Origin of the sequence: Paenibacillus chitinolyticus NBRC 15660, from assembly GCF_000739915.1 — a bacterium.
In the GTDB taxonomy this organism is placed as follows: domain Bacteria; phylum Bacillota; class Bacilli; order Paenibacillales; family NBRC-103111; genus Paenibacillus_F; species Paenibacillus_F chitinolyticus.
This window is the reverse complement of the sequence record NZ_BBJT01000003.1, coordinates 796,662-809,581: the sequence shown is the minus strand read 5'-3', so window position 1 is coordinate 809,581 and position 12,920 is coordinate 796,662. Positions and strand designations below refer to the sequence as shown.

Here is a 12,920-nt window from a genome sequence, read left to right as displayed (position 1 = left end):
GTACAGGAAAGGAGGGAACGCACGATGGTGAATTGGATCTGGTTGTTTTTCATCGTAACCGGCTTTGCGGTTGCCGCAGTCCAGGGCAACGTGGAAGCCGTAACGCAGGCGGCCTTCGACGGCGCCAAAAGCGGCGTGACGGTCTGCTTCGGCCTGATCAGCGTGCTGGTCTTCTGGCTCGGCATGATGAGGATCGCCGAGGATGCCGGCCTGCTGTCCAAGCTGGCGGTCCTGCTTCGTCCGGTCGTCCGCTTCCTGTTTCCCAGCATTCCGAAGGATCATCCTGCGCTGGGATACATCATGTCCAACATGAGCGCGAACATTCTGGGGCTCGGCAATGCCGCTACTCCGATGGGAATTAAGGCGATGCAGGAGCTGCAGAAGCTGAATCCCCATAAGGATACGGCCAGTCCCGCCATGTGCACGCTCCTGGCGCTGAATACGGCCAGCATCACGCTCATTCCGACGACCTTGATCGCCATCCGGATGAATTACAATTCCATGAATCCGTCGGAAATCGTCGGGACGACTCTGCTGGCTACGATCGTGTCCACGGCGGCCGCGATCATCGTCGACCGCTGGTACAGGCGCAGGCTGCCGGCGAACCCCGCAGTGAAAGGGTGAGCCGCTGATGTACGAATGGGTTAACGTGCTCTCGGCGTGGGCGATCCCGGTCCTGATCGTCTTCATTCCGCTGTACGCCGCCTACCGGAAAGTGCCCGTGTACGAATCGTTCACCGACGGCGCGAAGGAGGGCTTCGATACGGCGATTAAAATCATCCCTCATCTCGTCGGCATGATGGTCGCGATCAGCGTGTTCCGGGCATCGGGGGCGCTCGAACTGACCCTCGGCTGGCTGAAGCCGCTGTTCCAGGCTCTCGGCATTCCGCCCGAAGTGCTCCCGCTGGCTGTCCTGCGCCCTATCACGGGCGCGGGATCCCTTGCCTTTACGACCGATCTGATCGCCCAGTTCGGACCGGATTCACTCGTCGGCCGGATCGCTTCAACGGTCCAGGGAAGCACGGATACGACGCTGTACGTCATAACGGTGTACTTCGGGGCTATCGGCATCCGGAAAGCCGGCTACGCGCTCAAAGTCGGCCTGATCTCCGATGTCGTCGGGTTCATCGCTTCCATCATCATATGTCTGCTCGTGTTCGCAACCTGAAGACCGCCCGGACGGGGCGGCTTCTTCGTTTTCCGGGGAAAGTGTCCGGCCCGGCCTGTATTTTGGCAAAAAAATGATTATTTTCCTCCTCTTAAGGGAACGATTAGCAGAAGAACCTTCCAAACTCACGCCGCCGGTACAACCGACCGGTTCCGCACTCTTATCCGTCAACGCCCGTCCATGAAAGCGGGAAGGAAGGCTTTAGCCCCGTATCCCCTGAAAAACATTTGCGGATTCGCCGGGAGAGAACTTGTGATTTCACGCAAGGATGGTTATCATTAGCTTTGAGGTGAACGTTGAGGATGGAGAGATTGCAGAAAGTGCTGGCCGAGGCGGGTATAGCTTCCCGCAGGAAGAGCGAGGAGCTTATCCTGGCCGGCCGTGTGAGCGTGAATGAAGAAGTCGTCACGCAGCTTGGCGTGAAAGTGAATCCCGCTGAGGATTTGATAATGGTAGACGGACGGGCCATTAAGCAGCAGACGAAAGTGTACGTGATGCTGAACAAGCCTAAAGGCGTTATTACGAGCGCTTCGGACCCGAAGGGCCGCAAAGTCGTAACCGATTACCTGCCGGGGATTAAGGAGCGCGTCTATCCGGTCGGCCGTCTTGATTACGATACGGAAGGTCTGCTGATTTTGACGAACGACGGGGAATTCGCCAACCTGATGATGCATCCGAGGCATCATGTGGCCAAGACGTACCATGCGACCGTCAAGGGTGTCGTGCACGGTTCCGTTCTCGACCGATTGAGAGCCGGCATTGAGCTGGAGGACGGCATGACCGCTCCCGCCGAGGTCGAATACGTCGATGTGCGCCCGGAGCAGAATGAGAGCGTGATTTCCATTACGATTTACGAAGGCCGGAACCGTCAGGTGAGAAGAATGTTCGACGCCGTGTCTTTTCCGGTGGCCAAATTAAGACGGGTACAATACGGACCCTTACTGCTTGCCGGTCTTCCGAGAGCAAAGTACAGAGTCCTGCGCAATGACGAAATTAACAGCCTGCGCGATGCGGCCTTGCAGTCACATAAAATTCAAAAAGGCCGCTAAGCTTGGCCTTTTTTTTCGTTATAATTAAGATAGTTATGTCTTATTTTTGAGGGTGCTCGCTATGAAAAAGAACAAAAAATGGGTTCAAATTATCATTTTAGGCATTGTTCTTATCATCGGTGTATTTACAATCGTCAACAACCTAACATCCGCCGACGATAAAAAATATCCGGTCGAGGGCTCCAAAGCGCCGGACTTTACACTCACCGGACTCGACAACAAGTCCTACAAGCTTTCCGACTTCAAAGGCAAAGGCGTCCTGATTAATTTCTGGGGAACCTTCTGTCCTCCCTGCAAGAAAGAAATGCCGGCACTGCAGAAGCAGTACGACATTTGGAAAGACAAGAACGTGGAGTTCTTGGAGGTCAACTTGGACACGAGCCGAGTGACGGTTCAGAATTTCGTGGACCAGTACAATTTGAATCTGCCGATCCTGCTCGATAACGAGGAGAAAGTGCGGAAACAGTACGGGGTCGTGGAATATCCGACGACGTTCTTCGTTAAACCCGACGGGACGGTCATGAAGATCCACAAAGGCGAGATGGACGAGGCTTTTATCGCTGACACGCTGAAAAAGCTGACAGACGGTACCGGCGGCGGCCAATAAAGTATCCATTTCAACAGCATAGAGGGGGAATGCGGCGTGTTTCAGAACACGAAGTGCGATTGCGGGCACCAGAACCACGTTGGGACTCTGCTCTGCGAATCGTGCGGCAAGCCGCTGACCGAAGAAGCGTTTTCGAGCGAACCGCTGGAAATGAAATATGATGGGGTCGCGCGTCGATCCCAGCGGGAAAATCCGTCCTGGCTGGACCGGGTCTGGAATTTCTTTTCATCGGTGAAGGTGGCCGTGACGATTATCGTCCTGACCTTGATCGGTTCTTCGCTTGGCACCATATATCCGCAGGAAAGCAATTTTATTCAGGTAAACCCTGCCACTTACTACAAGGATACATACGGAACATTGGGTCATGTGTATTATTTGCTGGGTTTATCCCACACGTACGAATCGTGGTGGTTTAAGCTGCTGATTCTGATGATCGGGGCCTCGCTGGTCATTTGCAGCCTGGACCGTGTTCTTCCGCTGTACCGGGCTCTTTCCAAGCAGAAGATCCAGAAACACCACAGCTTCCTGCTCCGCCAGAAGGTCGCTTACGACGGGCGCATTCCGGAAGGAATCAGCGAAGAAGAGTGGACCGAGCAAATGGCCCGCCAGCTCCGCAAAAAACATTACCGCGTACATACGGACGGAGCCGCGCTTCTTGCCGAGAAGTACCGGTTCAGCCGCTGGGGACCTTACGTGCTTCATATCGGCCTCATTATTTTTCTGCTGGCCGTACTGATGCGCAGCTTCCCGGGCTGGCAGATGGATGAATATATGGGGCTTCGCGAAGGGGAGATCAAGAAAATTCCCGATACGTCGCTCTATATCAAGAATGAGAAGTTCACCATCGATTTTTACAAGCCGGAAGAAATGACCGAAGAGTTTAAAAAAAGGGACCGGGCCGTCCCGAAAATTTATGAAACCGAAGCCGTGATCTACACCTGTAAAGCGGACTGCGACACTCCCGGCAAAAAACCGGAGCTGCAGGAAGTGCACAGGCAAAAAATTATCGTGAACGAACCGCTCGATTACAAAGGCCTTCTCGCTTTTCAATACGATTACAAGCAAGATCCGCTGCTTATTTCGGTCAAGCCTACGCTGACGAACAAACAGACGGGCGAATCTTACGGAAGCTTCGAGCTTCCGATGAAGGATCCTCAGGATACGTACCAGGCAGGCCCTTACAAGCTGTCGCTGAAGGGATATTTCCCGGAATTCGGCCTGGACGACAAAGGGGAGCCTATTACGAAATCGAATGAAGCGAAAGCGCCTGCATTTATTTTTCAGATTACGGGACCAGGGCTTTCTCCAAACGGTGAACCTTACATCTATTTCCCGAGACAAATAGACAAGCAGGAGTTCCGCCAGGACGAAATTAACGGATCAATAGGCGCCAAATTCGACTTATCTGTCGGATCGATGGAAAACGTCACGTTTTCCTCCTTTACCTCTTACTTGAATATACGGACGGACCGTGCGCTTCCTTATATCTGGATCGGGGCCGCGATCGGAATGATCGGCCTCATCATGGGCTTCTACTGGCAGCATCGCCGAGTGTGGCTCCGGATCGACGACGGACGGCTCGTACTCGGCGCACACACGAACAAGAACTGGTTCGGCGTCCGCAAGGAAGTAGCGGCCTCACTAAACAAAACAGGCATTACCGTGGATCAGAAAACGCTTGAAAAAGGAGGAAAAGCTACATGAATTGGTTAAATTTCAGCGGGAACGCGCTGCTGGTTTCATTTGTTATCTACTGTGTGGCTTTTCTGGTGTTTGTACTTTCAATCGCCGGCAAAACATGGAGCAACCGGGATCCCGAAGTTCATGGGCGCAAATGGGGCAGAGCCGCTTACGGCCTGTCTGTTTTGGGCCTTGTGTCCCAGCTTCTTTATTTCTTCACCCGCTGGTACGGGGGCGGACACATTCCGACCAGCAACATGTTCGAATTTATGACGATGCTCGGTATGATGATCATGATTGCCTTTATTATCGTATACGCAATCTATCGTACCCCGGTTCTCGGGGTATTTGCTCTGCCGGTCGTCGTGCTCATCATCGCGTACGCGGCCGTCTTCCCGAACGAAGTCCAGCCGCTGATTCCGGCGCTGCAGAGCTACTGGCTTAAAATCCACGTAACGACCGCGGCCGCGGGTGAAGCATTTTTCGCCGTAGGCTTTGCCGCGGGTTTAATGTACTTGATCCGGACGGTGAACTTTCAGGGTAAAACGGCCTCCGACCGCAAGGAGCAAAGAGGGGTGGAATTCACCCTGCTCATTATTTTTATGCTGATCGCTTTTATCGCTTCCGTATTTACGTTCAATGCTGCAGGCTACGAAGCTAAGTTCATCAAGGAACAAATCGTGGCCAAAGACGGCACCCAGCAAAAAGTAAGCCAGACCGTCACTTACGTGCTGCCGCCTATCGTGGCACCATACCAGACGACACTCGAATCAATGGATACATTCCTCGGCATGGACAAGCCGCTCTTCACGGCGCCTTCCTGGATGAGCGGTGAAAATGCCGGCCGGAAGTTCAATACGGTAATCTGGACAGTTCTGCTCGGCGTCCTTCTGTATGCGCTGCTCAGACTGATCCTGCGCAAGCCGATCGGGCAGGCGATCTCACCTATTATGAAAGGCATGGACCCGGAGGACCTCGACGAGATCGGATATCGTTCCATCGCTATCGGCTATCCGATTTTTACGCTCGGCGCCCTCATCTTTGCGATGATATGGGCCCATAAAGCGTGGGGCCGGTTCTGGGGCTGGGACCCGAAGGAAGTATGGGCCCTGATCGTCTGGCTCTTCTACGCGGTATTCCTGCATCTTCGCCTTTCCCGCGGCTGGCAGGGTAAACGCTCCGCTTGGCTGGCCGTAATCGGCTTTATCGTGGTTATGTTTACGCTGGTCGGGGTAAACTTGGTCATCGCTGGCCTGCACTCCTATTCGGGTGTATAATTTTAGCAAATCATTTATTACAATCGTTTACGGACGGAAGGGATTGTGAACGTCATGGAACAGAGATTGAATATTCTGGTTGTAGACGATGAAGAACGGATCAGACGTCTGCTTCGGATGTACCTGGAGAAAGAGGGTTACGGCATCGAGGAAGCCGAAGACGGCGAAACGGCCCTGACGCTGGCGACCGAGCGCGATTTCGATCTGATTCTGCTCGATCTGATGCTGCCCGGGATTGACGGGACGGAAGTTTGCGCCCGTCTGCGTCAAGTGAAGTCCACGCCGGTGATCATGCTGACCGCGAAAGGCGAAGAAACGAACCGCGTACACGGGTTCGAAGTCGGTGCCGACGATTACGTCGTGAAACCGTTCAGTCCGCGCGAGGTGATTTACCGGGTCAAGGCGATCCTGCGGCGTTCGTCCGCAACGGCTTTTCTGTCCAAGGATGCGAATTCGAGCAACAACATCGTGTTTCCGCACCTCGTTATCGAGCACGATGCTCACCGTGTAACGGCAGGCGGCCAGGAAGTCGCATTGACGCCCAAAGAGTATGAACTGCTGCACTATCTGGCCGTATCGCCGGATAAGGTATTTTCGCGGGAAGAACTGCTCAAAGATGTCTGGAATTACGAATTTTTCGGGGATTTGCGCACGGTCGATACCCATGTGAAAAGATTGCGCGAAAAGCTCAACAAAGTATCGCCAGAAGCGGCTGCGATGATTACGACGGTCTGGGGCGTAGGCTACAAGCTAGAGGTGCCGAAGTAACGTGTTTAGCCTGCGCAGTGTAGTCGGCAAGCTGTGGTTGACCATTATCGGTCTTGTGGCGGTTATTCTGATCACGCTCGGCGTGTTTCTCGTGCAGTCGCTGGAACAGTATTTTTCCCAGTCCGAGGATCAGGTTCACAATCTGAAACAGCTTGCGGGCGATTATTCGAACGGAGCCGCCCTTCATTTGCGGGACGAAGAGTTTTACAAGATGGCCAATCAGCTCTTGGAACTTCAGGATGCGCGTATGATTGCGCTGGATAAAGATCTGAAAGAACTAAATCCGTCGGTCGAGGGCAAAAACCAGGAGCTGCTCCGGTTCAAAACGGCCGACTTTTTTTCGGACACGGAGCTGAAAACCGTCTTGAACGGCCAGATGCTGGAGAAGCGAATTCCCTACAACAAACAGGGTAAAATCAACCAGCGCAACGATTATATCGCCGTGGCCGTGCCGCTCTATCACACGCCGGACGGAGGGGCCAAAGATACGGAGGGCGCTATTGTCCTGTATCAATCCCTGAAATCCCTGGAAGCTACCCAGTGGGACGTATTCCGGCTGTTCGTGATCGTTTCGATTATCGGGTTTCTGATGACGACGGTATTCGCGTTCTTCCTGTTCTACCGGATCACGCGTCCGCTGCTTCAGCTCAAAGACGCGGCGGGCAGAATCTCCCGGGGTGAATACGGCACGAAGGTTCCGATTCTTTCTTCCGACGAGATCGGGGAGCTTGCCAAATCGTTCAACGTGATGGGAGAAGATCTCCAGGAGAACGTGAAAGCCCTGCGGCACGAGAAAGAGAATCTTTCGAGTGTTCTGAGGAGCATGACCGACGCGGTCATGACGTTCGATGCCGGCGGCAAAGTCATTGTGACGAACCCGCAGGGGGACAAAATCATCCAGGAGTGGGAAGAACTCACCTGGAACCCGGACGGGCCGCCCGTTAACGGCGGCGTTCCGGCCGCGCTTCCTCTGCCGCTTGACCGGCATATTCCCGCTCCGCTGCAGCCGATGTTCCACCAGGTGGTGACGGAGGCGCGGGAGCAGACCGACAAGCTTCACGTCGAGAACGAGGTCTGGTCCGTCGCGATGACGCCGCTGCTTTCGCGCGACGGCGTACGCGGCGCCGTCGCCGTGCTCCGCGACGTGACGGAGGAGTTCCGGCTCGACAAGCTGCGCAAGGACTTCGTCGCGAACGTTTCGCACGAACTGCGCACGCCGTTGTCGATGGTGCAGGGCTACAGCGAGGCGCTGCTCGACGACATCGCCGGCTCTCCCGAGGAGCGCAAGGAGCTCGCTCAGGTGATCTATGACGAGGCGCTGCGGATGGGCCGCCTCGTCCGGGATCTTCTCGATCTGGCCCGCATGGAAGCGGGGCATCTCGAGATGAACATTGGCAGGACCGATATAGGCGGGCTCGTGAAACGGATGCACCGCAAATTTACGGTCCTGGCGAGGGAGAAAGACATCCGCCTGAATTTCGTGCTCCCCGAGGGGGAGCTGGTCTGTACGGCGGATGAGGACCGGCTGGAGCAGGTGCTGACCAACCTGCTCGACAACGCCTTCCGGCACACGCCGGGCGGGAAGACGATTACGATTAAGGCGGAGCCTTGCGCGTACAAGTCTTCTCCCGGCTGCAAGCTGGAAGTGACGGACGAAGGCCAGGGGATTCCGGCCGAAGATGTCCCTTACGTGTTCGAGCGCTTCTATAAAGCGGACAAAGCCCGGACACGGGGAGCGACAGGCGGCACGGGCCTTGGACTGGCCATCGTCAAGAACATCGTGGACGCCCATCAGGGGACGATCACGATGCGCAGCAAGCTCGGGCAGGGGACGACGTTTACGATCGTCCTGCCGTGCAAAGCTTGTTAAGACGCGCATGGCCCGTTTAATCCCCGCAGCGTCCTTAAAGACGAAAAGGGGATGGGAGAGCCGACAACGGGGGGCTGGGCCGACGAACCGTAAAAGGCTCCGGGCGGTTTCGGCCCGAACTCTGCAAGATTATATGCAAAAGGCGGAAAGCTTGCTGAGTCATTCAGCAGCTTTCCGCCTTTTTTGTTGAAAAAACGAACTAAATCTTGTTGTTCGTGAAACATATCGCAGGCCGGATAAGAAAGGGCCGTCGCCGTAACGGATGTTACAAGCGCCGGCCCGGTATAAATCGGCTGAGAAGTGCTTAAATGCCCAGTTGACGAACGTTGACGATTTCCGGCTGTTTCTCCAGCTCGGCAATAACTTCTTTCGGAGCGGTTTTATCGATGGTCAGAACCATGATCGCCGATCCGCCGACGATCGTACGGCCTACCTGCATGGTCGCAATGTTCACGTCATTGCTTCCGAGCAGCGTACCTACGCTGCCGATAATGCCGGGTTTGTCGTTATGCGAGATGAGAAGAAGCGAGCCTTCCGGCGCAAAGTCCACCGGGTATTGATCGATGCGGACGATGCGCTCGCCGTAACCGGCCAGCAGCGTACCCGCCAGTGTGCGGTCGCCTTGTTTGGATTTAACGGTAATCGTCACGAGATTGGTGAACGTTCCGGTTGTGGACGATTGCTGCGTCGTGACATTGATATCACGGGTTTTGGCCATATGCATGGCGTTCACGAGATTGATGCCTTCGAGATGCTGGGTGAAAACGCCTTTAACGATATAACGGGTCAACGGATTCGTGTCCACGTCGGCGAGATCGCCGGAGTAACTGACGACGATTTCATTGACAGGTCCTTCGGTCAGCTGACCGGCGATAAGACCGAGCTTTTCCCCGAGGTTGAAGTATGGCTGCAGTTTGCTCATCACGGTAGCCGGCACAGGCGGCATATTCACGGCATTTTTGAAAGGTTCGTTGCGCAGAATATGAAGGAGCTCTTCCGAAACGTCAATGGCTACGTTCTCCTGAGCTTCAACGGTCGAAGCGCCTAAGTGCGGCGTGACAATAATGCTCGGGTTGTTCAGGAACGGGTGGCTTGCCTGAGGAGGCTCCTGCTCGAATACGTCAAAAGCGGCTCCGGCTACAGTGCCGTTTTCGATTGCGGCTACGAGGGCGTTCTCGTCAATGATTCCGCCGCGTGCGCAGTTGATGATCCGGACGCCTTTTTTCATGATGGCGAATTGAGCCGGGCCTACGATATGGCGCGTTTCATTCGTCAGCGGCGTATGGACGGTAATGAAGTCGGCCGCGGCCGCGATATCGTTGACCGTTCCGAGCTTGACGCCGATTTTCTCGGCTCTGTCTTCCGTAAGGAACGGATCGTAGCCGATGACTTTCATGCCGAACACCTTGGCGCGTTTGGCGACTTCGCTTCCGATGCGTCCCATTCCGATGATGCCGAGCGTTTTGTTTCGAAGCTCGACGCCGACGAACGATTTGCGGTCCCATTCACCGCTGACCGTCTTTTTGTAGGCTTGCGGAATAGAGCGGGCTACCGACATCATCATCGCGAAAGTATGCTCGCAGGTTGCAATCGTGTTGCCGTCCGGCGCGTTGATCACCACGATACCGTGTTTGGTTGCCGCTTGGAGGTCGATGTTGTCGACGCCGACACCGGCGCGGCCGATTACTTTCAGTTTAGGCGCGGCTTCCATGATGCGCGGTGTAACCTTGGTCTGGCTGCGCACGAGAAGGGCATCGTATTCACCGATGATCGCAACAAGCTCGTCTTCGCTTAATCCCGGTTTCTTGTCTACCTCAACATCGCTTGCGTCGTAGAGCATTTGGATCCCCATATCGCTGATCGGATCCGATACAAGTACTTTAAACATTGTATATAGCCTCCTCTTGGGAAATAAAAAAACTCCCGAACCTCATACGTAACCCGTATGAAGGGACGAAAGTTATCTTCGCGGTGCCACCCTACTTCACCCGGCGTTCTCACGCAAGGCCTTATTGGTCCGTGTCGGGACCTGAACGATAACGGGTTCTGCCGATTGAGCCTGCGGCTTTCGCTTCGGTTCAATGCTCCGGAGTGCTTGGTAAGCATGCGTCCTGCCGATTCCCACCAACCATCGGCTCTCTGAAAGGCTGTCATACATACGTGTCTCCGTCAACGCTTTAACGTGGTATATGTCGTTAAGTTTCACTTAATGTAACATGGCCCCGGCAACGTGTCAATAGGGTTAACCGAATATTCATGCCGTTTTAACAAATGAAACGCCAAATAGGGTGATAAATCCGTACTATTCCTCTTGTATTCGGATGTAATATTCGCTATTCTTCAGTTATTACGAAAATTTTCCACATGTAAGCGCATGTAAAAAAAGGAGAAGCCTACATGAAACATCTTGCGCCCGAAAAATTTCTTGAGCTGCTGGACAAACCGGAGATGGTTAAAAAGATAAAAATCGTGGATGTCCGCGAGCCGTACGAATGGGACTACTACCATCTGGATGAACCGGAACTCATTCCTATGAATACCATTCCGGAGCGATTGGATGAACTGGCCGGTGACGTCGACCTGTATGTTTTGTGTGCGCACGGTGTGCGCAGCGAGATGGTGTGCGGTTATCTGGAGAGAAACGGCTTCGATCCGGACAAGCTGGTCAATGTTCAAGGCGGCATGGCGGCTTTGGCTATGCTGCGCGGTTTTGCCTACGATTAGGAGTCGCCGTCGGTCATGTCTTAGAAAAGGCGTGGCGGCCCGGCTGAGTGAAGTGAAGCGCCATCCGCTGCGGATAGGCGCTTTTTTATGTTCGGAGTGGAACTTTTGCCGGACTTATCCGTTCTATTAAGAGGACAAGATTTCCTCTATGTGAGATTCATGGTATGTTAATAAGGATGAAGATGATGGTATCGAGTCTCGGAATCATAGACAAATAATACCGGATAATAGGGGAAGTCCCTGGGAAGGACCATCATGAGAAAATGGAACTGGAAATGGAAAGAGCTGAAAAATATCCGCATTAAGACGGACATCCGGGTCGATGATCTTAATGACCGGATGCTGCTTATTAACTTATATGGAACCCAGGCGATTCTGCTGGTGATCGGCGTTATTATGCTGTTCGTTCAAGGAGCGGATTGGCGGAGTCTTTTCAGCTTTGCGCCCGGCTGGTCCATCGTCCTCTGGGGAGGCGGTATCGCACTGGCAGTGCTGGCCGCGGACCTGATCGTGTCCAAATATGTCCCCGAAGAAGTTACGGACGACGGGGGAGTGAACAAGCGTATCTTCGGCAGGCGTCCGCTGTGGCATATCGCGCTCATCTGCCTACTGGTTTCGATATGCGAAGAACTCCTGTTCCGCGCGGGCCTTCAACATTACCTGGGTCCATACTGGACAAGCATTGTTTTTGCGGCCATTCATATCCGTTATCTCCAGCATTGGCTGATGACGGGTCTTGTTTTTAGCATTTCTTACGGGATCGGCTGGATTTTTATCCATACGGGGTCCTTGTGGACAGCTATTTTCGCCCATTTTATGATTGATTTTATTTCGGGCTGCATCTTACGTTACGGCAAGGAGGAGTAATCCGGCATGGAAGGCAACAAGACACAGGAGATAGAGTACGAACAGCCGATACTCGCAGAAAGCGATTTAGTGCATGAAAATGAGGAAGAAAGCCACTACCTGCCTCCGAGAAGCTCGGTACATCCGTCCGAACGGGCCAAAGTTACACGCTGGTTTTACCGTCTGCTTCTGTTTTTGTTCATTCTTCTCGTCATGGGGCTCGGCTGGTGGGGAATCCGATATACATCCGGAGCTTGACAAGTCAAATCCGGCCGTAATCCGGATGCCTGACAGACCCGGAAGACGCGCGTCGTTTATAAGCCGTCTTGCCGCAAGGTTGGTCGGGCTTTTTGTTGTCTTGTCAGGCGGCTCATTTCCTGAAGTCCGAATCCCTCCTATTCCCACTTTGCGGGCGAATGGCCCCCGCCCATCGGACGCAACCTAACTAAGCCTCATACATTCTAAAAAACTTGGAGGGATACGGGATGAATTTAGGCAGTTTCCTTATCGGAAGCGTCGCGGGCGCCGCACTTGCTATGTATGCCGGCAAGCGGATAAAAAACATGCGGTCCGCGATGTTCAGTTCGGAAAGCAGCGGGATCGGCAGCTCTTTGAACGATGTATTCGGCCAGACGAAAAATTTTGTTTCCGGTTCCGGCCACAAGGAAAGCTCCAAGCACCAGTCGCATCAGAGCTCCAGCTCTTCTCACGGATCCGGCGGATCTCATTCTTCGGACGGCAAGGAAGCGCTGGAAAACCTGATCGCCAAAGATTCGCAGGTAAAAGCGGCAGTAGACGAAATACTGGTGAAAAACGCCGCGTCTTCCTCGGCGACTCACTGAGTATAAAGCTGCGCTGACCGCTCCGCGGGGAGCGTGAAAGACCGAAAGGCACCTCTTCTGCATTCCGCAGAAAAGGTGCCTTTAAATTT

Annotated in this window: 13 protein-coding genes and 1 other annotated feature; of the genes, 12 read left to right on the top strand and 1 reads right to left on the bottom strand. The window is 53.9% G+C overall.

Features of this window, described 5'->3' with window-relative positions; genetic code table 11:
- The first annotated feature begins 24 nt into the window (after window positions 1-24).
- The 8 genes from PCH01S_RS08960 to PCH01S_RS08925 all read left to right on the top strand — a co-directional run bounded on the left by PCH01S_RS08960 (window position 25) and on the right by PCH01S_RS08925 (window position 8,419).
- Window positions 25-624 (top strand): nucleoside recognition domain-containing protein, encoded by a 600-nt coding sequence (locus PCH01S_RS08960; RefSeq protein ID WP_009674409.1) that lies wholly within the window; start codon window positions 25-27, stop codon window positions 622-624.
- 7 nt (window positions 625-631) lie between these two features.
- A complete protein-coding gene (locus PCH01S_RS08955; RefSeq protein ID WP_042228518.1) occupies window positions 632-1,168 on the top strand; it encodes a spore maturation protein in 537 nt (178 codons plus the stop codon).
- Between the two features lie 302 nt (window positions 1,169-1,470).
- Window positions 1,471-2,217: a pseudouridine synthase gene (locus PCH01S_RS08950; RefSeq protein ID WP_042228515.1), complete on the top strand. Its 747-nt coding sequence runs from the start codon at window positions 1,471-1,473 to the stop codon at window positions 2,215-2,217.
- A 61-nt stretch (window positions 2,218-2,278) separates the two neighbouring features.
- Window positions 2,279-2,824, top strand: coding sequence for a thiol-disulfide oxidoreductase ResA (gene resA / locus PCH01S_RS08945; protein WP_042228514.1), 546 nt, complete (start codon window positions 2,279-2,281; stop codon window positions 2,822-2,824).
- A 36-nt stretch (window positions 2,825-2,860) separates the two neighbouring features.
- Window positions 2,861-4,528, top strand: a complete 1,668-nt coding sequence (gene resB, locus PCH01S_RS08940; RefSeq protein ID WP_042228512.1) for a cytochrome c biogenesis protein ResB — start codon at window positions 2,861-2,863, stop codon at window positions 4,526-4,528.
- Window positions 4,525-5,781, top strand: coding sequence for a c-type cytochrome biogenesis protein CcsB (gene ccsB, locus PCH01S_RS08935; RefSeq protein WP_042228510.1), 1,257 nt, complete (start codon window positions 4,525-4,527; stop codon window positions 5,779-5,781). Before resB ends, ccsB begins: the two co-directional genes overlap by 4 nt.
- Before the next feature lie 54 nt (window positions 5,782-5,835).
- Window positions 5,836-6,549, top strand: a complete 714-nt coding sequence (locus tag PCH01S_RS08930; protein WP_016423993.1) for a response regulator transcription factor — start codon at window positions 5,836-5,838, stop codon at window positions 6,547-6,549.
- A 1-nt stretch (window position 6,550) separates the two neighbouring features.
- Complete coding sequence (locus PCH01S_RS08925; RefSeq protein WP_042228507.1) at window positions 6,551-8,419, top strand: sensor histidine kinase; 1,869 nt, start codon at window positions 6,551-6,553, stop codon at window positions 8,417-8,419.
- Between the two features lie 304 nt (window positions 8,420-8,723).
- Here PCH01S_RS08925 and serA read toward each other — a convergent pair whose 3' ends face one another.
- Window positions 8,724-10,307 carry a phosphoglycerate dehydrogenase gene (gene serA / locus PCH01S_RS08920; RefSeq protein ID WP_042228505.1) on the bottom strand — a complete coding sequence of 528 codons (1,584 nt, stop codon included), beginning with the start codon at window positions 10,305-10,307 and terminating at the stop codon, window positions 8,724-8,726.
- A gap of 58 nt (window positions 10,308-10,365) precedes the next feature.
- Window positions 10,366-10,601 (bottom strand) — a binding site (T-box leader).
- A gap of 215 nt (window positions 10,602-10,816) precedes the next feature.
- On the opposite strand from serA, the gene PCH01S_RS08915 reads away from it, so the two are divergent.
- The 4 genes from PCH01S_RS08915 to PCH01S_RS08900 all read left to right on the top strand — a co-directional run bounded on the left by PCH01S_RS08915 (window position 10,817) and on the right by PCH01S_RS08900 (window position 12,831).
- The gene (locus tag PCH01S_RS08915; RefSeq protein WP_042228504.1) at window positions 10,817-11,143 is read left to right on the top strand and encodes a rhodanese-like domain-containing protein; all 327 of its coding nucleotides are present in this window, start codon (window positions 10,817-10,819) and stop codon (window positions 11,141-11,143) included.
- 255 nt (window positions 11,144-11,398) lie between these two features.
- Window positions 11,399-12,010, top strand: a complete 612-nt coding sequence (locus PCH01S_RS08910) for a CPBP family intramembrane glutamic endopeptidase (RefSeq protein WP_042228502.1) — start codon at window positions 11,399-11,401, stop codon at window positions 12,008-12,010.
- 6 nt (window positions 12,011-12,016) lie between these two features.
- Complete coding sequence (locus PCH01S_RS08905) at window positions 12,017-12,247, top strand: hypothetical protein (protein ID WP_042228501.1); 231 nt, start codon at window positions 12,017-12,019, stop codon at window positions 12,245-12,247.
- A gap of 227 nt (window positions 12,248-12,474) precedes the next feature.
- Window positions 12,475-12,831, top strand: coding sequence for a hypothetical protein (locus PCH01S_RS08900; RefSeq protein ID WP_042228499.1), 357 nt, complete (start codon window positions 12,475-12,477; stop codon window positions 12,829-12,831).
- Window positions 12,832-12,920 lie beyond the last annotated feature (89 nt).